At 36.4% G+C, this 20,966-nt stretch carries 19 protein-coding genes and 1 pseudogene; 11 read left to right on the top strand and 9 right to left on the bottom strand.

Going from position 1 to position 20,966, the window contains the following annotated elements; translation table 11 throughout:
- Nucleotides 1–25: 25 nt before the first annotated feature.
- Nucleotides 26–1,096, bottom strand: a complete 1,071-nt coding sequence (trpS, locus tag BAR153v2_RS04510; RefSeq protein ID WP_078680497.1) for a tryptophan--tRNA ligase — start codon at nt 1,094–1,096, stop codon at nt 26–28.
- Nucleotides 1,097–1,170: 74 nt separating this feature from the next.
- A complete protein-coding gene (murJ, locus tag BAR153v2_RS04505) occupies nt 1,171–2,733 on the bottom strand; it encodes a murein biosynthesis integral membrane protein MurJ (RefSeq protein ID WP_078680496.1) in 1,563 nt (520 codons plus the stop codon).
- 884 nt (nt 2,734–3,617) lie between these two features.
- On the opposite strand from murJ, the gene BAR153v2_RS04500 reads away from it, so the two are divergent.
- From BAR153v2_RS04500 to BAR153v2_RS04465, 8 genes and pseudogenes are all read left to right on the top strand, one after another.
- Complete coding sequence (locus tag BAR153v2_RS04500; RefSeq protein ID WP_078680495.1) at nt 3,618–4,463, top strand: TIGR01459 family HAD-type hydrolase; 846 nt, start codon at nt 3,618–3,620, stop codon at nt 4,461–4,463.
- Entirely contained in the window at nt 4,463–5,455 is a 993-nt protein-coding gene (locus BAR153v2_RS04495) for a bifunctional riboflavin kinase/FAD synthetase (protein ID WP_078680494.1), read from the top strand. The genes BAR153v2_RS04500 and BAR153v2_RS04495 overlap by 1 nt, the downstream gene beginning before the upstream one ends.
- Nucleotides 5,456–6,382: 927 nt before the next feature.
- The gene (gene flhA, locus BAR153v2_RS04490) at nt 6,383–8,458 is read left to right on the top strand and encodes a flagellar biosynthesis protein FlhA (RefSeq protein WP_078680959.1); all 2,076 of its coding nucleotides are present in this window, start codon (nt 6,383–6,385) and stop codon (nt 8,456–8,458) included.
- A gap of 14 nt (nt 8,459–8,472) precedes the next feature.
- Entirely contained in the window at nt 8,473–9,252 is a 780-nt protein-coding gene (locus tag BAR153v2_RS04485; protein WP_078680493.1) for a flagellar biosynthetic protein FliR, read from the top strand.
- A complete protein-coding gene (locus tag BAR153v2_RS04480) occupies nt 9,249–9,635 on the top strand; it encodes a hypothetical protein (protein WP_198934322.1) in 387 nt (128 codons plus the stop codon). The genes BAR153v2_RS04485 and BAR153v2_RS04480 overlap by 4 nt, the downstream gene beginning before the upstream one ends.
- 154 nt (nt 9,636–9,789) lie before the next feature.
- Nucleotides 9,790–10,225: pseudogene (locus BAR153v2_RS04475) on the top strand (rod-binding protein); the annotation flags it as partial.
- Nucleotides 10,226–10,422: 197 nt separating this feature from the next.
- Nucleotides 10,423–10,866 carry a flagellar protein FlgN gene (locus tag BAR153v2_RS04470; protein WP_078680492.1) on the top strand — a complete coding sequence of 148 codons (444 nt, stop codon included), beginning with the start codon at nt 10,423–10,425 and terminating at the stop codon, nt 10,864–10,866.
- Nucleotides 10,863–11,330: a hypothetical protein gene (locus tag BAR153v2_RS04465; RefSeq protein WP_078680491.1), complete on the top strand. Its 468-nt coding sequence runs from the start codon at nt 10,863–10,865 to the stop codon at nt 11,328–11,330. Before BAR153v2_RS04470 ends, BAR153v2_RS04465 begins: the two co-directional genes overlap by 4 nt.
- Before the next feature lie 616 nt (nt 11,331–11,946).
- On the opposite strand, the gene BAR153v2_RS04460 is transcribed toward BAR153v2_RS04465, so the two are convergent.
- The 7 genes from BAR153v2_RS04460 to motA form a co-directional block, all read right to left on the bottom strand.
- Complete coding sequence (locus BAR153v2_RS04460; protein WP_078680490.1) at nt 11,947–12,372, bottom strand: hypothetical protein; 426 nt, start codon at nt 12,370–12,372, stop codon at nt 11,947–11,949.
- 108 nt (nt 12,373–12,480) lie between these two features.
- Entirely contained in the window at nt 12,481–13,551 is a 1,071-nt protein-coding gene (gene flhB / locus BAR153v2_RS04455) for a flagellar type III secretion system protein FlhB (RefSeq protein WP_078680489.1), read from the bottom strand.
- Nucleotides 13,552–13,569: 18 nt separating this feature from the next.
- Nucleotides 13,570–14,652 carry a flagellar motor switch protein FliG gene (locus tag BAR153v2_RS04450; protein WP_078680488.1) on the bottom strand — a complete coding sequence of 361 codons (1,083 nt, stop codon included), beginning with the start codon at nt 14,650–14,652 and terminating at the stop codon, nt 13,570–13,572.
- A 28-nt stretch (nt 14,653–14,680) separates the two neighbouring features.
- Complete coding sequence (gene fliN, locus BAR153v2_RS04445) at nt 14,681–15,085, bottom strand: flagellar motor switch protein FliN (protein ID WP_339373815.1); 405 nt, start codon at nt 15,083–15,085, stop codon at nt 14,681–14,683.
- A 159-nt stretch (nt 15,086–15,244) separates the two neighbouring features.
- Nucleotides 15,245–15,700: a BAB2_0123 family type IV secretion system effector gene (locus BAR153v2_RS04440; RefSeq protein ID WP_078680487.1), complete on the bottom strand. Its 456-nt coding sequence runs from the start codon at nt 15,698–15,700 to the stop codon at nt 15,245–15,247.
- Nucleotides 15,693–16,661 carry a FliM/FliN family flagellar motor switch protein gene (locus BAR153v2_RS04435; RefSeq protein ID WP_078680486.1) on the bottom strand — a complete coding sequence of 323 codons (969 nt, stop codon included), beginning with the start codon at nt 16,659–16,661 and terminating at the stop codon, nt 15,693–15,695. Before BAR153v2_RS04435 ends, BAR153v2_RS04440 begins: the two co-directional genes overlap by 8 nt.
- A gap of 2 nt (nt 16,662–16,663) precedes the next feature.
- On the bottom strand, nt 16,664–17,539 hold the full coding sequence (gene motA / locus BAR153v2_RS04430; protein WP_078680956.1) for a flagellar motor stator protein MotA: 876 nt from the start codon (nt 17,537–17,539) through the stop codon (nt 16,664–16,666).
- Nucleotides 17,540–17,788: 249 nt separating this feature from the next.
- On the opposite strand from motA, the gene BAR153v2_RS04425 reads away from it, so the two are divergent.
- Genes BAR153v2_RS04425 through BAR153v2_RS04415 form a run of 3 tightly spaced genes read left to right on the top strand, consistent with a single transcriptional unit; the run spans nt 17,789 to nt 20,933 of the window.
- A complete protein-coding gene (locus BAR153v2_RS04425) occupies nt 17,789–18,589 on the top strand; it encodes a DUF1217 domain-containing protein (protein WP_078680485.1) in 801 nt (266 codons plus the stop codon).
- A gap of 39 nt (nt 18,590–18,628) precedes the next feature.
- Nucleotides 18,629–19,363, top strand: a complete 735-nt coding sequence (gene flgF, locus BAR153v2_RS04420) for a flagellar basal-body rod protein FlgF (RefSeq protein ID WP_078680484.1) — start codon at nt 18,629–18,631, stop codon at nt 19,361–19,363.
- A 40-nt stretch (nt 19,364–19,403) separates the two neighbouring features.
- Nucleotides 19,404–20,933, top strand: coding sequence for a FliI/YscN family ATPase (locus tag BAR153v2_RS04415; RefSeq protein ID WP_244548635.1), 1,530 nt, complete (start codon nt 19,404–19,406; stop codon nt 20,931–20,933).
- The last annotated feature ends 33 nt before the right edge of the window (nt 20,934–20,966 follow it).

The raw sequence follows: 20,966 nt of genomic DNA, 5'->3' as shown, positions 1-20,966 counted from the left end.
AAGGTTAAAGTTTGACCATTTTATTTTATATATTATCTACAAAACCGACAATTTCACGAACTTTTTTCATATTTTTTTCTGCTAAAAGACTTGCACGTTGTGCGCCATCACGCAGAACAGAATTAATATAGGTTTTTTCTTGATATAGACGGCGTAATTCTTGTGTTATTGGTGCAAGTTTATAAACAATGAGATCAGCTAAAGCTGATTTAAAAAGTGAAAATTGTTTTCCTGAAAACTCTAACAGTGCTTTTTCTTTGCTTATTTCAGAAAAAGCAGCATAGATGCCTAATAAGTTATTAACTTCTGGACGTTCTTGTAAGTCGCTCAACTTATCAGGAAGAGGAGTGGAGTCGGTTTTTGCCTTGCGTATTTTTTGTACGATAAGATCAGCATCGTCGATTAAATTAATCCGTGAAAAGTCGGAAGGATCTGATTTTGACATTTTTTTTGTGCCATCACGTAAGGACATAATACGCATAGCTGTCTTTTTGATAAGAGCCTCTGGCATTGGAAAAAAAACTTGTTCGTTTTTTTCACCATTTTGCACAGAAACACCAAAATTTAAATTTGCAATACGATCGGCATAAATGTTGTTGAACTTTTGTGCAATATCACGTGTTAATTCAATATGTTGTTTTTGATCTTCTCCTACTGGAACATGTGTTGCGCGGTAGATTAAAATATCAGCAGCCATTAAGCTTGGATAAGCAAAAAGTCCAAGAGATGTTTGTTCACGGTTTTTACTTGCTTTATCTTTGAACTGAGTCATGCGGTGGAGCCAGCCAATACGTGCAATACAATTAAAAATCCATGCCAGTTCAGCATGTTGAAAAACACGTGATTGGTTGAAAATAATCTGTTTTTGAGGATCAATCCCGGCTGCTAAAAAAGCTGCTGTCATCATACGAGTAGACTCTGCTAAACTAAGTGAATCTGGATTAATGGTCAGAGCATGCATATCGACAACACAATAGAGACACTTATAGGATGTTTGTAGATCTACCCACTGTTTGATGGCTCCAAGATAATTGCCAAGATGCAGGTGACCACTCGGTTGTACACCAGAAAAAACAAGAGGTGTAAAAGCGTTCATAGAAAATGCCTTTCTTATGATATGATGTGCCTAATATATTGTGATAAAGCATAGTTCTGAAAATAATAGAAATATTAGAAGTGCTGTTTCACATTTTTACGGAGGAGCGACAAATAATTTGTTCCAAATAAAAGACAAATGATAAAATAAACCGATGTTGAGGTAATAAGTAGTCCTGCTAAGATGCTTGCACGCAAGAAAAATGAAGTCTGTGATGATAAAGGTCCAGAGAAAAAGCTAATGGAATAGTACAAAGTGAGCGCCATGAAGAAAGAGGCGATTATGAGAGATGCCATCCGCTTTATTAGTTGTGCATCATATTTCCAGTAGCCTCGTTTAAGAAGGGTGCTACACAGTAATAAGATGTTAACCCAGCCGGCAGTAATTTCAGCGATGACAATACCCCGTGCCGACAAAAATGAGAATAATGTTAAGGCTAAGCTGATATTGATAAAAACACAAACGCCTGCAAAAACCATGGGTGTTTTTGTATCTTCGCGAGCAAAAAAATTAGGAATAAAAACTTTTATGAGTACGAAAGCTGGAAGACCAATTCCATAAAGCTGGACCAATTGAGCAACACTGTTTGTTGAGTCACTGGTAAATTGACCTCGTTCAAAGAGAAGACTGATAATGGGATTAGATATAAGCAGAAAAGCAACTGATGCGGGTAAAGTTAAAAATAAAGAGAACTCAATTGCACGATTTTGCAATTCATCAGAGTCTATATTTTTTTTGTTGCGTAGCGCTTTTGTTAATTCAGGAAGAAGAACTGTTGCAACAGCAATACCAACCACTCCGAGGGGAAATTGGTAGAGACGATCAGCATAAACAAGAGAAGAGACGGCACCTGATTGGCTAGAAGCGATATTGGTATTAATCAATAAATTAATTTGTGTAATTCCCCCTGTGATAGCAGCAGGGAAGGCTAAAATTAACAGTTGGCGGACATTGGGGCTAAAATGAGGTAGGCGGAAGGAAAGTTTCATTCCGCTTTTACGTAAGGCTATTGTCATAAGAGCTAATTGAAGGAGTCCTGCTGCTGTTACCCCCCAGGAAAGATTTAACCCAATATGCCAAGTGTCAAGTTGATAGATCCAAGCATAAGCGAGCACGCAGATCAAGATAATATTTAGAAAGACAGGGGCAATAGCTGCAACAAAATAGTGTTGGAGTGCATTCAGCATTCCTCCCATCATCGCTGCTAAGGACATGCATGCTAAATAGGGGAACATAATAGTAGTAAAACGGATTGTAGCGTTAAATTTTGTAGAATCTTCTGCAAAACCTGGTGCAATTAGTGTGCGGACCAAAAAAGGCATACTCAGTTCCATAGCGATAGTGAGAAGTAAGAGTAATGAAAACAAAACACCAAAAACTTCTTCTGCGAATTTGCATGCATTTTCTGATCCATTTTCTGAGATTTTTTTAGCAAAAAGAGGAACAAAAGCTGTTTGAAAGGCTCCTTCAGCAAAAAAACGACGGAAGGTATTAGGAAAGCGAAACGCAGCGTTAAACGCATCAGATACAGGACCTGTTCCAAGAGCCGCTGCCATGAGCATTTCACGAATGAAGCCAAAAAAACGGCTTGTGAGAGTTCCAGAAGCGACTGTTATAAATTTTTTAATCAGGTTCATGAGGATATATTGGGTTTGTAATAAAAGCTATTCTCGATAATAAATATGATAAGTATATTATAGAGTATTTTATGATGATATTTGTTTTTCTGTCAATAAGAGTGCATTTGCATCATTGACGCTATTTCTATACCTTTTTTCTCATGGATAGAAAGCAATTAGTTATTTTTTATAAAGAGAGTTGTATGGATTGATAGGAAAAAATTTATGTAAATGCTTTTTTGTTAATTTAGTACTTTTTTATGAAGAGACTATCTCCTATAAGCTCTTTCTTTTAAAAAGTAAAATTCTGGATAAGATCGCCTCTTTTATATTTTAGTTTGTAAATCTTATTTTAAAAGTCTTATAATTCTTTTTGCAACTTGTAGATAAAGAGTCATTGTTTGAACAACTCTAAAATTTTCTTACAATTTATGTGCTTTCTTACTACAAGCTCTACTTTTTATAGACAATTTTAATAGTTTTTCTCATCATCTATAGAGTGGGCCGAATTCTATAATTTTTTTATACATAATTTCAATAATAGAGAAATTATTCACTTTATTTTTTATTATAAGATAAATTTATATCGTGAAATAATTTATTTTACTATATTCGAGAGTTAGCTTATTTTTTGATTTGTTTTTGTATTCATAATATTTCTGATTGCCTTGCACGAAAGACATAAAAAAAATCCAAAAAATGAATAGAAATAGTTTAAAGAATAAAGAGGCATTGTGTAGAGCTTTGTAGAAGAGAGTTTGAAAATGCTTTTCTTTAGTCTTATGGTATTTGTAAATATAGATAGATCAATATATTAAATAAAATAATTGGCATATGTCGATATGATACATAAACATTAAGAGATAGCTTAAGAAATAGTGAACACATCAACGGGTGTATTTATGAAAGAACTCACACATATCGATCCTCTCATAAGGCAATATGATGCTGTTTTTTGTGATGTTTGGGGCGTTGTGCATAATGGTGTGCAGGTTTTTGAATCGGCAGTGCAAGCATTGCAAAAAATTCGACAAATGGAAAAAAGTGTTGTTTTGTTGACAAATTCTCCTCGACCAAAAGAAGATGTGGTTGCCCAATTACGAATGATGCAAGTCGATACAGAGTGTTATGATGAAATCGTCACTTCAGGTGATGTGACACGCGATCTTATTCGTTCTGCTCCACGTAAAGTTTTGTTCATTGGTCCACAACGTGATTTAGTTTTATTAGAAGGATTATCTTGCGAATTAGTTGAAGAATGGGAAGCTTCTGCGATTGTTTGTAGTGGTTTTCTCGAAGATTTAGAGGCGGTACCAGATGCTTATGAAGAGATGTTTTGTCGTTTACGAGAAAGGAATTTGCCTTTTATTTGTGCCAATCCTGATATTATCGTTCATTGTGGAAATCAAGAAATTTGGTGCGCTGGTGCTTTGGCGCGCTTGTATCAACAATTAGGAGGTGAGGTGCGTATTGCTGGAAAGCCTTACGCTCCAATTTATGAATGTGCCTTTAAAAAATTACAGAAAATCCGTGGAATAGTAGATAAAAATCGGGTTTTAGCTATTGGTGATGGTCTTTTGACCGATATTAAAGGAGCTTTTCATTTTTCTCTTGATTCCCTTTATATTATGGGGGGTATTCACCATCATGACTATGAGCACAATGGTATTGTAAACAAAAAAGCTTTGCATGCTTTTTTTGACCGTTATGGTTATCAGCCACATGCAATGATGTGGATGCTTCAGTAATGTTCGATTTTTTGCGTCTTCAGGAATATAATCTTCTTCCTTTAGCGTGGCGTGGTGCGGTGCTCGCGATTGGCAATTTTGATGGTGTTCATCTTGGTCATCAAGCGGTTTTACAAAAAGCTCTTGATTTATCACGTGAAAGAAAGAGGCCGTCCCTTGTTTTAACGTTTGAACCACATCCAAAAAGTTTTTTTCAGGGTTCAACTTCTGTTGATCGTTTAACACAAGCTGCTGAAAAAGCTGAAATTTTTAAAATTCTTGGTTTCCATGGAGTAATAGAGCAGCCTTTTGATGCACAATTTTCTGCTCTTTCAGCTGATGAATTCATTACTGTAATTTTAAAAGAAACTCTTGATGTTTCTGTTGTAGTAACGGGGGAAAATTTTCGTTTTGGCTGTCAAAAAAGTGGAAATGTGAGTTTTCTTTGTCAAAGAGGTGAAGAATATGGTTTTGAAGTAGTGCAAATCCCTTGCCTATGTAATGCACAAAGACAAACGATTTCTTCAAGTTTTATTAGGAAGCTCTTATTAAAAGGACAAGTATCACAAGTAGCTCATTTGCTAGGCTATCATTATCGGATAAGCTCAAATGTTATACAAGGTGAAAAACTGGGGCGGAGGTTGGGCTTTCCTACAGCCAATCAGTTTGTTCCTATTCAGACGAGTTTAGCTCATGGTGTTTATGCAGTAAAATTTCGTCGTGCTAATGGTGTTTTATATGATGGTATTTCAAGTTTTGGATGCCGGCCAACTGTTGTTAGTAATGGAGTACCAGTGCTAGAAACTTATTTATTTGATTTTGATGGTGATCTTTATGGTGAAAATTGTACGGTTTCTTTTTTGCAGTTTTTACGGAGGCAAGAAAAATTTTATGAGTTAGAATCTCTGGTAGCACAAATGCAGCATGATGAAAAAGAAGCGCAAGCAGTTTTGAGGACAAAACAACCACTTTCATTGTTAGATGAAGCATTAACTTTCAAAAATATATCTTAAAAATGATCTAAAAAGGAAAAGAGAGCAGAAAAAATAACGCTTAAACTCACTATGAGCACAAGACTATATTCCAAAATATCATGGACAATGTGAAGTTTCCGTTTATAGGTGGGTGAAACAAATATTTTAAGATCTGAGTTAATCATTGTGTATTTCTTTCTAGTTAATAAAAAAGTTAAAACATGTCTAATAATCGCAATGCATTGTGCACATTCGTATTCTTTAGTGGTAATCAGTTTAGGAAAAGAGACGACTTTCAAAATAACTAATGGCCTTAATGTTTCTTTTCCTGTATTATAAGGCATAGGGGTACAATAGTCTTTGTTTTGTGGCGATGAGTTGCTGTTTAAAAATAGAATTAAGTTAATAAAAACTTTTTATATAGACTTAACTGCAGACTACCCTTTAAAAGACGATTTTCGTTTGTATCTTAATATTTTCAACCCTAATCTACACATTGATACAAAATAATTTCCAATTTGCTATCAACTTTTTCCAATACACTGGATGTTTATCTTTATATTAGGATCATTTAAAAATGGAGTATAAAAACAAGAAAAATATTCCAAAAATCTATAGCTATTAACTGTTTGTTATTTATTGCGCCCCCACAATTAAGGCAATATGTTACATGATGTAATATATGCTGATATGAGATACTCAGCAAGCTTAAAATAATCCTTTATTTATTATAGTTTGATATGTTTTATATTTAGCTGTTGTTTTGATATAGAGAGATTGCGTGGTACAGCACCATTTTCACACAAGCTTTATCATTTAATGTGTACCATGAGGTAATGAACTAGAGAGAAAAGGTAACTCTAGGAAAATAAAGTGGATATGCTTTAAAATAAGCTAAATAAAGCTTTGCATAAAAGGTATTTAGTGTGATTGTATAAGGAGAAAAGTGTGCAGCAGCATGGTTCAATGGTCAATATTGCTCACCAGGATAAGTTTTCTGGTCGAGATGTTGCGTTTGCAGCAGGAATTATCATTATTCTTACAGTTCTCTTTTTACCAGTTCCTGCTTTTATTTTGGATTTAGGACTTTCTTTTTCTATTGCATTTTCTGTTTTGATTTTGATGGTTTCGTTATGGATCCAACGGCCCCTTGATTTTTCAGCCTTTCCAACAGTTTTGTTGATTGCAACTTTATTGCGTTTATCGCTTAATATTGCAACCACCCGTGTAATTTTGACCCATGGTGATGAAGGATATAAAGCTGCAGGGCATGTGATACAAGGTTTTTCACAATTTGTTATGGGTGGGGATTTTGTTATTGGTCTTGTTGTTTTTGCTATTTTAATTATTGTCAATTTTTTGGTGATAACTAAAGGTGCGACGCGTATTGCTGAAGTGGGTGCGCGTTTTACATTGGATGCTATTCCAGGAAAGCAAATGGCCATTGATGCTGATCTTTCATCAGGCCTTATTGATGAAAAAGAGGCGCAGCATCGCCGTCAAGAGCTTGAGGAAGAAAGTTCATTTTTCGGGGCAATGGATGGGGCATCAAAGTTTGTGCGTGGTGATGCTATCGCCGGTCTTATTATTACGGCTGTTAATATTTTTGGTGGTATTGTTATTGGAGTAACGCGGCATGGAATGTCATTGTCTGGTGCCGCGGATGTTTTTACTAAGCTTTCTGTAGGAGATGGTCTTGTTACGCAGATACCTGCATTGATTGTTTCATTGGCAGCTGGTCTTTTGGTTTCAAAAGGGGGAACACGCGGCTCTGCTGAAAAGGCTGTTTTGGGTCAACTTGGAGGATATCCTAAAGCTCTTTTTGTATCATCATTACTGTTATTAATGCTAGGATTGATGCCGGGTTTACCCTCTTTTCCTTTTTTACTTTTGTCTACTCTGATGGCTTCAATTGGTTATTCTATTCCCCGTCGTTTAAAAAGGGAAGCCCTTGCGAAAGAAGCTTTACGTGAACAAGAAAATCAGATAGCTTCCCAGGAAGAGAGTCAATCAGTAAAAGCATCTCTTGAAATAGTACAGATTGAAATTGCTATGGGCAAGCAATTATCTCAACGTTTATTGTCGCAAAAAGTTGAATTAGCTAATCGTGTTGCAAAAATGCGCCGCAAATTTGCACAGGAGTATGGTTTTGTTATTCCTGAAATTCAAATATCCGATGATTATACAGTTCCGGGAAAAAGCTATTGGATCAAATTATATGGTACGGTTATTGCTTCTTACGAAATGCGTATTGGTGATGTTCTTATTATGCCAGGTAATAAGCCTATTCCCAATATTCCAGGTGAATACGTATCTGAGCCGGCTTTTGGGATGCGTGCTTTTTCGACCTCAGAGACATTTCGTTCTGAACTAATCCGTGAAGGTTATATGGCAGTCGATAATCTTTCTGTATTATTAACGCACTTAAGTGAGGTTTTACGCAATAATTTAGCACAATTATTTTCTTATAAAGATATGCGCATTCTTCTTGAGCGTTTAGGGAGCGAATATCGTAAATTATTAGAAGAGATTTGCCCTACACATCTTTCCTATTCGGGTTTGCAATCGATTTTAAAACTTTTATTATCAGAACGTGTTTCTATCCGTAATCTTAATCTTATTCTCGAAGCAGTGGCTGAAATAGCACCTCATGTGCGGCGTTGTGAACTGATTGCTGAGCATGTACGGTTGCGTATGTCACAACAAATTTGTGGTGATTTATCTGAAAATGGCATTTTGAATGTTTTGCGGATGGGAAGCCATTGGGATCTCGTTTTTCATAAGGCATTAAAGCGTGATACAAAGGGCGACATTATTGAATTTGATATTAACCCAGTTGAACTTGAAAAATTTGGGACGGATGCGACGGTACTTATTCGACAACATATGGAAAAAGCAACACGTTTTGCACTGATCACATCTCCTGAAGCGCGGCCTTATATCCGCATGATTATCGAACGTCTTTTTCCAACTTTGCCTGTGCTTTCTCATGCAGAAATTGCTCGTGGAATTGAAGTTAAAACATTGGGAACTATTTCTTAAAAGGTAAGGGGTTTATGTCATTAACATCTGCTCTTCCCTTAACATCTTTCTCAATTGAGCAATTGGTAACAATTGCTTTGTTAGTTTTTTCGCGGGTTGGAGCTTGTTTAATGTTGATGCCGGGAATGTCTAGTGTACGCATTCCTATGAGTTTGCGTTTATTTATTGGTATTTCTTTTTCACTTGCTATCCTTCCTTTGGTTACAGATTCTTTTAAGACTCTAGGTGATAAACCCGATCTTGCATTGCTTGTTCGCGCTTTGTTTGCTGAGATGTTAATTGGGGCTATTTTAGGGATAATTGCTCATGCTTATTTATGGGCTTTGCAATTTATGGCCTCAATTATTGGGATGTCAATAGGATTTTCTGGCCAGCCTAGTCATAGTATCACTGAGTCGACGCCAGAATCACATGTTGCAAATGTATTGGTTTTTGCGACTATCATTCTTTTTTTTGCAAGTGATTTACATATTATCACCATTCAGAGGCTCTTAGCATCTTATGATATCATTCCTCTAGCTTTTATTCCAAATCCAGAAGCTGCTTTGACAGATTATCATGAGGCTTTATCGCGTGCGTTTTTAACGACATTGTCGATAGCAGCGCCTTTTATTATTTATGCAATTTTGATTAATATTACGATAGGATTGCTAAATAAATTAACACCTACCATTCCAGTTTATTTTATTTCATTACCTTTTGTTATGTGTGGGGGCTTGTTTTTAATTTATATTTTGATGCCAGAACTTTTACATTTGTTTAATTCTGAATTACATGATTGGCTTAAGAAATGATCTTAACGGTGCAGAAAAGAAAACGTTATGGAAGACTTTTAAAAGTACAAAGTCTTATTGAAACACATCGTAAAGCTGAATTGGAACATATGAAGGGGCAGCTTTTTTCTTGTCAGGAAGAGATGCGTGCGCTTTTCTCTTTGATGGAAAAAGATTCAGCTTTCAATTTTTGGAATGCTTCTTTTTTAGCAAAACGTTTGCATCATATTGCTAAGTTTGAGAAGAAACTTCAAGAACAAATTGCACAACAAAAACAAGTTGTGTGTGAAGCTTCTAGCCGTTCGAAAAGATTAGAAGATAAGTATAAAGAAATGCAATCAATAGAAAAACAGAAACAATTTAGTGATATGCTAGAAGAGTATATTGCAAATAAAATGTGTTAGACGTCAGCTTGACATAAGTTTGGACGTTTATACCTATTACCTTAATTATGAGGATTTTTCTTTCTGTAAAGAGCTATTGAAAGAAAAAAGAAATCTTATAAGCTAGAAATTTGATTGCAAAGAAAAGCGAGAGTTAGGTAAAAAGGGGAAATCTATGGCTATTCAGCCTCCGTCTGATATTGTGCTTGATGTTGCTCGTGCAGCAGATCCACTTGAATATCGGGCTTCTGTCGAAAAATTGTATTCTTTACAAAAAATTGCTCGTGTACAGACAACTGAAAGAGAAGGGAGTAGTTTTGCTGATTTAGCACACGTTAATTCGGCTTTAGCAGTACAAGATGATTTAGTTTCTGATGGGATTGTACAACAGACTCATATCAGGCCACAATCTATAAAAAGTAAAGAAGCTGCAGTTTTTAGAGATTTTGAAGCTTTTGTGTTGCAAACTTTTGTTGAAAGTATGTTTGCAAGCGATATACAATCGATTTTTGGAAAAGGGCAAGCAGGCCGAATTTGGAAGTCAATGATGGCTGAACAATTAGCTAAAGAATTTGCGGTGTCTGGTGGAATTGGCATTGCACAGATGTTAGTTTCTGATCAAATGAGAAAAGAAACGGGCACATCATTGTCTGCGCTAGAAACAGATCAGGTATTGGATGCCAAAGTGTATTAGCGGGTGCAGTTATTTACAAAAATAAACTAGGTTTGATGCGTTAGGATCAAATGAAAACGAACTGAATATCTTATTAAGATGAGAATTGAATAAATATTTTAAAGGGGAATGGAAATGTCTGTAGTACAATATGATGATGAAAATGTTGCATTGAAAACAAAAATCCTTAACAATAATCTCATTGGTCGTGATTGGGCAATGACTAAATTTAATGCTGCCATTAAGGGGTTATCAGAAGTTGTTGACTATGAAAGCAATATGCTAGAAAATCATGGTTCTCCAGATTATGAAGAAATTAATTTGCGTAAAACACGTGGTTTGCGTGATCTTAATAAATCAATGAAAGATGTAAAACGTTATATGGACCAGGATATTGAAATTGAGGTACAGCGCTTGTTAACGGATTTACAAGAAAAATTAAACCGTAATAGTGAACTTCTTCGTATTCACCTGGAGGCAGTAAAAGACTTGTCTCAAATTATGCGGGTTGCTGCTCGCGCTGAAGAAACAGATGGAACTTATGATCCAGTTTTGGTTAATGCTGGGCATTGTAGATGATTAGAATGATTGCAATGGGCTTGTGGATTTGTTTAGTGGCTTTGGGCGCTTTAGTTTTTAGCCTTAAAGTGAATGCAGTCGATCCTAATAAGCCGGAAGAAACCACTCCCATTGCTATAGAGATTGGTTCTAATAATACGGAAATCATGAGTGTTCCGATTTTTGTTGATGGTAATGTACAGGGGTATATCATTGTGCAGCTTGCCTATATAGTAGATAAAACAGTTGAAAAAGAGATATCTATTTCTGTAGGGACCTTGATTAATGATACTATTTTTCAATATTTTTGGGGTAGCTATTCTGATGTGCGTGAAATCGAAAAAGTAAAATTTGAGATGATCAAAGAACGGATTATTGATGATGTTAATCAACGTTTTTCAAAAGCTGTCCTGAAAGATTTACTTGTCAAACAGTTTAACTATCTTTCAGTTGATAAAATACGTAGCATGAAAAATACCCGATAAAGATGTTTGTCAGTTTTTAAAAGGCAATAAAATATAAAAAACAAATTTCCAAATCTGTTAATTAATTTTTATCAGTTTGTCTATCACTCTTAATGCTCTGCGTAAGCGTTAAAATTTGATATCTCTAAACTAAAACTTTATAGGCTTCATAAAAGCAAGCCCATGTCTCATGGGAGAACGTGTAATCAAACTAGCGCTTATAGCCAGTATACTTAACATTCTTATCTCTATTATATTTACGAATATTTATTCTTAAACCTTATGATAAATACCGTAAAAGTTAGCCGTTACTATCTAAAGTGATTATATGAATTATGAATAAAGTTTATATCTATTTGCATACTTCTGCATTAATTTGATCTGAAAGATGAACAACAATTTATAAAAGTGTTATGTGAAGGTTGCCTTTCTAAAGACATATGAGATTGGATCATAAAAAATAGAATAGAGACAAAAGTGTTTCAACTTACCTTATTAGTTTACATTCAGATTTCAGATCTATTTCTAAAATGCAGAGTGTTTTAAGTTTTTACTTATTCATGAAGAGAAGAGAATTTTTTTACGCATAATTTTTTCATTTTGTGAGTAAACACATTTAGATAAATATAGTTTTGTCTTAATGCGTAAGTGGTTTTTGTATTCGTGCATTATTGAGCGCATTCATGAAAGCGCTGGTATTGCTTTCTTCATCGGAGGGATTATCAAAAATACAATTATCTAGCTCAACTCCAAATTCTTCAGCAGACATAAAGATGCGGAAAAAAGCATTAACTCCTTCATTAGAAAACTCCATGTGAAGTAATATGTTGGGCGTGGTATTCCAGTCCAGTTCATAACTTGCGTTACGAGCAAAGCGCATTGTATGAGGATAAAAACGCAATTCTGTTGCACTCTCAATGAGGTCAGAAAGATAATTGAAGCGTTCAGTATGGATACAAGCAATAAAGTCACCTACGTCAATTAATCGTAGTTCTGGAATAAATTGCGCAACCTGTTTTGCCAGAACCATTTCACGAATTTCAATTATATAATCTTTTTTCATCTTTTAACTTTATATCATTGTTTAAACATTATTGACTAATTCTTTCTTTTTCCTAATTTATGCTTTTTATTGTTAAATTTTAAGAAAGAAAATTAATAAATTATTATTTTAGTAATTTTTTTGATTGTTAATAAAACGAATTAAAGCGGCAACACTTTCATATAATTCTGTTGGAATTGTTTGATCGATTTCAACTTGTTTGTACAGCGTTCGTGCTAAAGTGATATTTTCAAAAATGGGGATGTCATGTTCTATGGCAATTTCACGAATATGTAATGCTAGGATATCTTGCCCTTTTGCAATTACAACTGGTGCATAATCAAGCGGTGGTTTATAGCGTAAAGCAACAGAGAAGTGAGTAGGGTTTGTTACAATAAGGGTTGCTGTAGGAACATTGGCAATCATTCGGCGGCGAATACGGTCCCGTGATAACGAACGCATTCGTGCTTTCACTACAGGATTCCCCTCAAGGTTTTTATGTTCTTCTTTAATTTCTTGTTTGGTCATGCGTAATTGTTGACGCCAGTGAAAACGTGACCATGCGATGTCTAAACCCACAAGAGCAATAACGGCTGTAGTAAAAGAGAGGGATAGGTTAATCAATTCTTTATGAATATATTTTGGTAAAGCTGATGCATCTGTTAAAAGTGCATTAATGAAAATTGTGTTGCTTTTGAAAAATATCAAATAAATAATTAAACTAACACCAATAAGCTTAGTGAGTGATTTTAAAAATTCAACTAATCCTGCTTTACTATAGATTCGGTTAAATCCATTGGCAGGAGAGATACGCGACCATTGCGGACGAATACGCTCTATGATAAATTTTGGTACATTCTGTACCGCTGATGCAGTAATGCTAAGTAAGGGGATAAGAATTAAGATAGGGGCCAAGGCTAATCCTACATTTCCACCTACTAAATAAATCAAGTGTTTGACATCTTCTGCAGTATTAATACGCCAGGATTCTGGACGTTCAAGCCATTGGACCAAGAAATATGTAAGTTTTGAAATAGCTGGAAAGGAGATAAAAACACAAATGAGACTAAAGCTTACAAGTGAAGCAAAGATAGGTAATTCACGAGAAAAAGGAAGATTTCCTTTTTCCTCTTCTTTACGAATTTTATATTCGGTTGGTTCTTCTGTTTTACTTTCTTTATCGGGTTTTGCATCTGACATGCTGGTTCAGTGCGTCCTTTAGGACGTTCCCTCTTCACCTAAAAGGTTTATTGTTCCTTGTTCTGATAGTTTAATAGCTGTTTGAGCAATGCTACGGCGTGCGTTGTTAATTGCTTCTTGTTGAATAGCTTCATTCTTTACAGAAAGCTCTGTTTCTACCATACGGCGTGTCCGTTGTGAAAGAGAATTCAAAATGAGTTCTTTCATAAGGTCTTTTGCGCCACGCAAAGCTGTAATGATAGTATCGGCTGCAATTCCATCAAAAAGAAGCAATCGTGCTCGTTCTGTCAAACGTGGAATATCCTCAAAAACAAAAAGTTTTGCTTTGATTTTTTCTATATCTTCTGGATTTAGATTATCAAGATTTGCCAACATTTCATCAATATCTTCTTTATCAAGCTCATTAAAAATGACAGCCACTTGGTTGTGATGCGCTTTGTCTCCTTCATCATTGTTCTTTAGGAGTGCAGGTCGTAGCGCTTGATCAAGAAGTGTTTCTATTTCTGGCGAAACTGTGCGCAGGTGTAATCTTCTGCGTGTAAGATTACTACGCATAGACATTGGTTGCGCCATCAAAATTTTTGCTGCTATTTCAGAAGGAAGGCGAGAAATAATATAACTGATTACTTGTGGATGTTCTTGTACAAGATGCTTTTGTAAAACATCAATGTCTAATTTTTTAATGATATCCCAAATACTTTCTTGAGGCAGTGTTGGTGCTTTTGAAGGATCAAAAACTAAAGCAGCTTCGTCTTCTGGCAATGTTTCTTGTATTAAATTATCGAATTTTGCACCAGCTTCTGAAAATGAGACACCTTCTGCAAAAGCATCTTCGAACTGACGAACTAAAATTTCAAAATCAGCAAGAGAAATATTGGGTAAGGTATGTGCTTGCCCACTAAGACGGCGTAAATCATCTGGTGTAAAGTGTTTTAAAAGACGCGCAGCAGCAGGTTTCCCTAAAGCAACAAGCAGAGCTGCAACCTTTTGTTGTCCAGAAAGCGTATTGATAATTGTCGAGGAGCTTTCTCTATCAGAGGGTATATTCTCTGATACAGCATTGAGCTCTTCTGTAGTTTTTGTTTGCTTTACCTGCGTCATATTTATCTTTCATAAGATTTGAAATCAGTTATTTATCAATAATTTCGGTAAGGCTAACCCCAAAACGAGAAGGATCATCCTCTAGAACAATGACTTCGCCGCGGGCGATAACACGGCCATTAACGACGATATCAATAGGATCTCCAATTTGTTTGTCAAGTGTAATAACTGCACCTCTTCCCAAATCCATTAAGGTCGAGACTGGCATTGTTGTTGAACCAAGTACCACTTGAACTTCAACAGGAATACTCATAATGAGTTCTGTATTACTGGATGTGTCACCTGCGTTTTGGGGTACTTTTGAAGCACCTGAACTTCCAATAGTTGTTTTTCCTGCTGCGCCAGCTCCAAAAGCGGGAGCGCCTGGTTTTGCTCCAGGAGTAGGTGTTGCTGCTCCTGATAGTGGTGCTCCAGCTCCAAAACTTCCTGGCATTCCAGGTTTTGGTGCTATACCCTCTCCAACTTTTGGTGTTGTAAGATTGGGTGCTGCTGTAGGATTGATACCTTTAGGAATTCCAGGTTTGTTTATGTCATTCGTCATTTTGTCACCGTACTATTTTTTCTACCTTTAAAAATTTTAAAATTTTGTTTTTTAAAGTTGTATTTTGTTGTTAAGGGGAGTTTTATGAACTTTGCGTTGTACAAAAACAGGTAGGCTTTTAGGAACAATAGGTTGCCGGTGAAGAGTAGGTATTGCACCAGATGCTATAGAGGGCCCATGAGCTTGCGCGGCTAAAATGCCGCGGAATTGATTGAAATCACTTTTCAATTGATCACGGACATTTTCCATATGGGAGATCGAGCGGTCAATATCACGCCGAATACGTGTGGATTCAATCATACGTGCATCCATTTTTTTATTTTCATCGCGGAACTCTTGATGTTCTTCACGCAGGGTTGAAAGAGCTTGGTCAAGACAAGCTGTCCCCATTTGAACTTGTTTTGCGAGCTCACGTCCCATTTGGATAGTGGCAGCGAGTTTGCGTATTGTGATAATCAAAACACTTAATGAGGCTAAAGCCAAAAGTGCACTTACAAAATTAAACATGAACCAACTCATCAATCATTTCCTCTTCTTCATCAATAGGGTTTGTAACTCGGATAGAAAAACTTGTCCCAATTTTACCAAGGGAGCATTTATAAAGTGATTTATTGCCACTGCGTAATTTAATTTTTTTCACAGCATTGGCAGGAAGGGGTAAAATCTGCCCTACTTTGAGGGTGGATAATTCATTTAAAGTCATTGAGCCCTGTTGAATAAAAGCTTCAATGTGTACACGTGATCGACTGACTTCTTGTTTTAAACGTTTGGCCCAAAGGGGATCAGTGCGTTTTGCAGGGGTGCGGAGCGCACGCGTAACAGCTTCTTGGATAGGGCGATGGCAACTGCGTGGCATTAAAATATTCACGCGTGTTTCCACTTCACCGCATTTAACTCCGAGAGTGCAGGAAAACATTTGTGATTGGTTAAATGTTTCTGCATTAAATTCTTGTGCTTTACATGTTTGTTTAAAAATTAAAAGTGATCCATCACCGATACCAAAGACACCATCTAATGCGTAGGCTAACAATTTTCCAAAAGTTGCGCCGACTTTGCATTCTACCGGGCTAAAAGGGCGTCCATTACGATTTGTTACCATGGGTTCTGAAGCCCCAAAGAACACTTCCGTTGCGAGTTCTACAAGTGTTGCATCAAGAACAAAAATAACATCATCTCCCCAATGATCGGAATTAAAATAAATCAGAAGTGCTTCTGTTCCAATCGCTTGAGTAATCTGATTTGCTTTGAGTGTATCAAGCGATTGTACATCTGTCGTAAATTTTAAAGATGTATAATTGCCCAATCGCATACAAAGGTTACTTGCTGCATCACGGAAAACATATTGAAATGACATGAGGTCATCACTTGATAGGCCAGCTGCACGCAAAATATGTTGAGTCAGTGCATCTTGTTTTTTATCTTCTTGCTCTTTTTCTTCGTTTTCTTGTTTTTCGATCGGTTCAGTCATATTTAGGCAGCCTCTTTTTCAGTACCTTGACCAGCGATTGCATGTTGTTCCATAACATCGATTGTTGGACGGTCTTTTGCTGAGATGGTTTTACGACCGTACTCGATTGCTATTTGGGGTATTGCTCCGTTCATGTAAGCCAACAATGTTTGTTTAACAACAATGTAAATACGCACTTTTTTATTACGCACTGTTTTGATTTTTGAGGCTAGAGGGCCAAAGATACCATAGGCAAAAAAAATACCAGCAAAGGTTCCTACAAGGGCAGCTCCAATCAAGTGTCCTAACACTTCTGGTGGTTCGCTAATGGCTCCCATGGCTTTAACTACACCTAAAACAGCTGCGACAATTCCAAGAGCTGGAAGAGCATCAGCCATGGTTTGCATTGCTTGATAGGGTTTTTGAGAATCGTATGAAATTGTATGGATTTCTTCATCCATCAAAGCTTCAATTTCAAAATGGCGTGTATTCCCCATGACAATAAGACGGCAATAGTCACAAATAAAATTGGTTAAAGATTCATCTTTTAAGATCAGAGGATATTGCTGAAAGAGTGTAGATTCTTTCGGATTGTCAATATGATTTTCCATTTCAGATCTTGATTTTGAACGCATTTCGCGCATAAGCACGTAAAGTAAACCCAATAGTGATAAAAAATCTTTTTGTTTTGGGACAGCATCTTTCATTGCTTCTATTGTTGCTTTCAGTGTATCTTTAATAGCAGAAAAAGGATTGGCAACAATAAATGTTCCAATGGCTGATCCTAAAATGATAACAAATTCCCATGGTTGTATTAAAACATCAATATGGCCTCCCATGGCAACATAACCACCAAGTATGGATCCAAAAATAATTACTAACCCTATAATAACACCCAAGGCTGTAAGCTCCTTATTTTCAATTTTTGTGGAAATATAAATATTTATGCTTGTGTAAAACTTACCATTTATTTGCTTAATATTATAAAAAAGTGTTAAGAGATATAACAATTTATAAAATACAAAGCATTTAGTCTATTAACAAAGGCTTATAAAATAGTTCTTATTAATAATAACAAAGTGATTTTATCATAAGTTTTAGACAAGTTTTATGCTTTAAATGGGGGCATGTGTAGAGAGGGGTTTCCTATGATTAGCACATATACGAGTTACAGAAGTACAATTGATAATATGAAACAAACGTTTGATCGGCTTTTCAAAAAGCCACAAGTTAAACATGAGACAGATTATTACGTTAAGCATATTATTGGTGTGAAATCAGTTGATGATTTTTTGGCAAATGATAAGATTTATAATTATGCTATGAAAGCTTATGGATTGGAAGATATGATTTTTGCTAAAGGCATGATTCGTAAGGTGCTTTCAGATCCTCAGTACGCTGCTCAATTAGTAGATAAGCGTTATCAGCAATTTGCAGAGGCATTTAATTTTAGCAAATATGGTGAAAAAACGACACAAAGAGAGAGCGCGAAAACAATTACCGTGAATAAATATATACAACAAACATTGGAAGTTGAAGCAGGACAAGTTAATGAGGGAACACGTCTTGCTTTGTATTTCACTCGAACTGTTGGCGGAATGGTGAAGGATAATATTCTGACAGAAAAAAATTGGGCTTATCAGATCCTCAGTGATAAGGCTTTGTCCGCTGTTATTTTTAAGGCCTTCAATATTTCTGAGAATGTGCTTACATCGCCAATTGAAGCGCAAAAATCTTTGTTAGAGTCACGTATGTCGCTTAAGGATTTACAAGATCCAAAGAAATTAGAACATCTCATTGCAAAATTTTCTGCTATGTATGATGTTCAAAATCAAACAGTTGTTAATCCCGCTTTAATGATTTTGCAAGGATCAAATGTAGGCAGAGGATTAACTTTTTCAAATGAAACAATAATGGCTTTACAATTTTTCAAACAGGGTGGTCTGTAAGCAAGTCGTTGATAAGATTCCAGAAAAGGGACTAGGTATATGCAAAATCCGATTTATGTGGGTGTTTCAGGCCAAATTGGTTTGGAACGGCGAATGGAGACTATTGCGCAAAATATGGCGAATGTGAATACACCAGGTTTTCGTGCGGGTGGTATGAAGTTCGATACATTAGTGTCTTCTGTTGCACATGAACAGGGGGATCATGTTTTTTTCACAAGTGCTGGCAAGGGATATATTTCCACTGATCGTGGTTCTTTGATACAAACGGGTAATGCACTTGATATTGCTGTAACAGGCGATTCCTATTTTTCTATGCAAGCATCTTTCGGACAAGTTTATACTCGTGATGGACGAATGATCATGACTCCAGAAGGGGGGTTGGTTTCTGTGACAGGGTTGCCTTTTTTAGATGAAGGAGGTGCACCAATTCAGCTTAATCCAGCAGGGGGAATGCTGCGTATTGTAACTGATGGGAGTATCTATCAGGATAATGTCTTTGTTGGAAAAATTGGTTTATTTCAATTTCAACCAGGTACCCAGTTGCGTTATGGACCGAATTCTTCTGTGATTCCTGATAGAGCTGCTTTTCAGTCAGAAGAGGGCAACGGTGATGGCGTTGTCCAGGGATATATTGAAAGTTCGAATGTGAATGGTGTTATAGAGATGACTCGTCTTATTGAAGTAAGCCGTGCTTTTGAACGTGTTGAAGCAATGCTTCGTCAGCAAGAAGAAATGCGTTCTAAGTCTATTCAAATTCTGAGTGGAAAAATATAAATATTTGATCATAGAAGTTTTGTGTTAAAGAGTATGTACAATGCTAGAGAGTAAAAATGGTTCTGTGCCAGAAATTGTTTTAGCCAATGCTATGCCAACAATAGATACAGTTATAAATTCTTCTCTTACTGATGCAAAAGACACTGATACTAATGCTGAGGAGTCAGATGGTACGGCAAATTTTTCCAAAGAGGCAGCAAATGCTGATTCAAATACTGACATAATTGAGACAACTCCTTCTCCTACTGCTTTAAATCGATTGCTTGATTTTGCAAAACGCAAAAACGACCATTATTCTCATCTTGTGAGTCAAGGTGGTGTTATTAGTGATGTAGCACGAGGGACATTAGTTGCACGTGGTTTATCACAATCTGTCTTATTGGGTGATACAGTTTGTATTGAGTGTGAGACACAGCTTCTACGAGGTGAAATTATTCGTGTTAATGAAGAAAGTGCTTTAATTAAACCTTATGATGAAACTGTTGTTCCTATACTTGCTGCTTCCGTTTTTCCAAAAGGGCCTCTTTTTGTTGCTCCAGATCGCTCTTGGTGTGGACGGATTGTTAATGCTTTTGGTGAGGCTATTGATGGCAAGGGGGTATTGTCTTCTGGTCCGCGAAATATGGCGATTGAGGCTTATGCACCTCCAGCATTGAAACGTGCACGTGTGGGTGCAGGATTGCGCACGGGCGTTAAGGTTATTGATATTTTCACGCCCCTGTGTTTTGGGCAGCGTATTGGAATTTTTTCTGGTTCTGGGGTAGGAAAGTCGACTCTTTTGTCTATGATGATGCAAGCTGATCATTTTGATACGGTTGTTTTAGCGCTTACAGGAGAGCGTGGTCGTGAAGTACGTGATATGCTTGATGATATAGTACAAGATAAATTACACAAATTGATTGGGGTGATCGCAACAGGTGATGAAAGTCCAATGATGCGGCGTTTAGCTCCAATTATGGCTACAACAATTGCTGAATATTTTTCTTCTTTAGGGGATAATGTTTTGCTTGTTGTTGATTCTATTACGCGTTATGCTTTAGCAGCCAGAGAAATTGCTATTACTGCTCATGAGCCACCTGTTTCACGTGGATTTCCTCCACGAGTTTTTAGTGAATTGTCCCGTTTGTTGGAACGTGCAGGTCCAGGTAGGGAAAGGAAAGGATCTATTACAGGTGTTTATGCAGTGTTGGTTGATGGTGATGACCATAATGATCCTATTGCTGATACTATTCGTGGAATTTTGGATGGTCATATTGTTCTTGATCGTGCTATTGCTGCACAAGGACGATTTCCTGCTGTTGATATTCTTTCTTCTATTTCACGTTTGGCATCTCATAGCTGGACACCTGAACAATGTACATTGGTTAAAAATTTAAAAGAGATGATTTTTCGCTACGAAGAAACACGTGATTTACGTGCTATGGGTGCTTATCGTCCAGGGATAGACCATGTTCTTGATCAAGCAGTCTTTTTAGTTCCCTCTGTATATACTGCAATAAAGCAAAATCCTGATATGCCACTTATTATTGATCCCTATGAAGAATTAGCTAGATTATTGAAAAGTCAATAACAGCTGATAGGAGCAAAAGATAAAATTCTTTTT

Source organism: Bartonella sp. AR 15-3 (assembly GCF_002022445.1).
GTDB lineage: Bacteria > Pseudomonadota > Alphaproteobacteria > Rhizobiales > Rhizobiaceae > Bartonella.
This window is presented reverse-complemented; position numbering and strand designations above follow the sequence as displayed.

Bases quoted from the DNA above. Each gene is read 5' to 3' on its own strand.
- BAR153v2_RS04470 (WP_078680492.1), top strand. From the start codon at position 10,423: ATGTCTGTAGTACAATATGATGATGAAAATGTTGCATTGAAAACAAAA.
- BAR153v2_RS04480 (WP_198934322.1), top strand. From the start codon at position 9,249: ATGATCTTAACGGTGCAGAAAAGAAAACGTTATGGAAGACTTTTAAAA.
- BAR153v2_RS04495 (WP_078680494.1), top strand. From the start codon at position 4,463: ATGTTCGATTTTTTGCGTCTTCAGGAATATAATCTTCTTCCTTTAGCG.
- flhA (WP_078680959.1), top strand. From the start codon at position 6,383: ATGGTCAATATTGCTCACCAGGATAAGTTTTCTGGTCGAGATGTTGCG.
- BAR153v2_RS04440 (WP_078680487.1), bottom strand. From the start codon at position 15,700: ATGTTTAATTTTGTAAGTGCACTTTTGGCTTTAGCCTCATTAAGTGTT.
- murJ (WP_078680496.1), bottom strand. From the start codon at position 2,733: ATGAACCTGATTAAAAAATTTATAACAGTCGCTTCTGGAACTCTCACA.
- BAR153v2_RS04465 (WP_078680491.1), top strand. From the start codon at position 10,863: ATGATTAGAATGATTGCAATGGGCTTGTGGATTTGTTTAGTGGCTTTG.
- BAR153v2_RS04460 (WP_078680490.1), bottom strand. From the start codon at position 12,372: ATGAAAAAAGATTATATAATTGAAATTCGTGAAATGGTTCTGGCAAAA.
- trpS (WP_078680497.1), bottom strand. From the start codon at position 1,096: ATGAACGCTTTTACACCTCTTGTTTTTTCTGGTGTACAACCGAGTGGT.
- BAR153v2_RS04415 (WP_244548635.1), top strand. From the start codon at position 19,404: ATGCTAGAGAGTAAAAATGGTTCTGTGCCAGAAATTGTTTTAGCCAAT.
- flgF (WP_078680484.1), top strand. From the start codon at position 18,629: ATGCAAAATCCGATTTATGTGGGTGTTTCAGGCCAAATTGGTTTGGAA.
- flhB (WP_078680489.1), bottom strand. From the start codon at position 13,551: ATGTCAGATGCAAAACCCGATAAAGAAAGTAAAACAGAAGAACCAACC.
- BAR153v2_RS04450 (WP_078680488.1), bottom strand. From the start codon at position 14,652: ATGACGCAGGTAAAGCAAACAAAAACTACAGAAGAGCTCAATGCTGTA.
- BAR153v2_RS04485 (WP_078680493.1), top strand. From the start codon at position 8,473: ATGTCATTAACATCTGCTCTTCCCTTAACATCTTTCTCAATTGAGCAA.
- fliN (WP_339373815.1), bottom strand. From the start codon at position 15,085: ATGCCAGGAAGTTTTGGAGCTGGAGCACCACTATCAGGAGCAGCAACA.
- BAR153v2_RS04435 (WP_078680486.1), bottom strand. From the start codon at position 16,661: ATGACTGAACCGATCGAAAAACAAGAAAACGAAGAAAAAGAGCAAGAA.
- BAR153v2_RS04425 (WP_078680485.1), top strand. From the start codon at position 17,789: ATGATTAGCACATATACGAGTTACAGAAGTACAATTGATAATATGAAA.
- BAR153v2_RS04500 (WP_078680495.1), top strand. From the start codon at position 3,618: ATGAAAGAACTCACACATATCGATCCTCTCATAAGGCAATATGATGCT.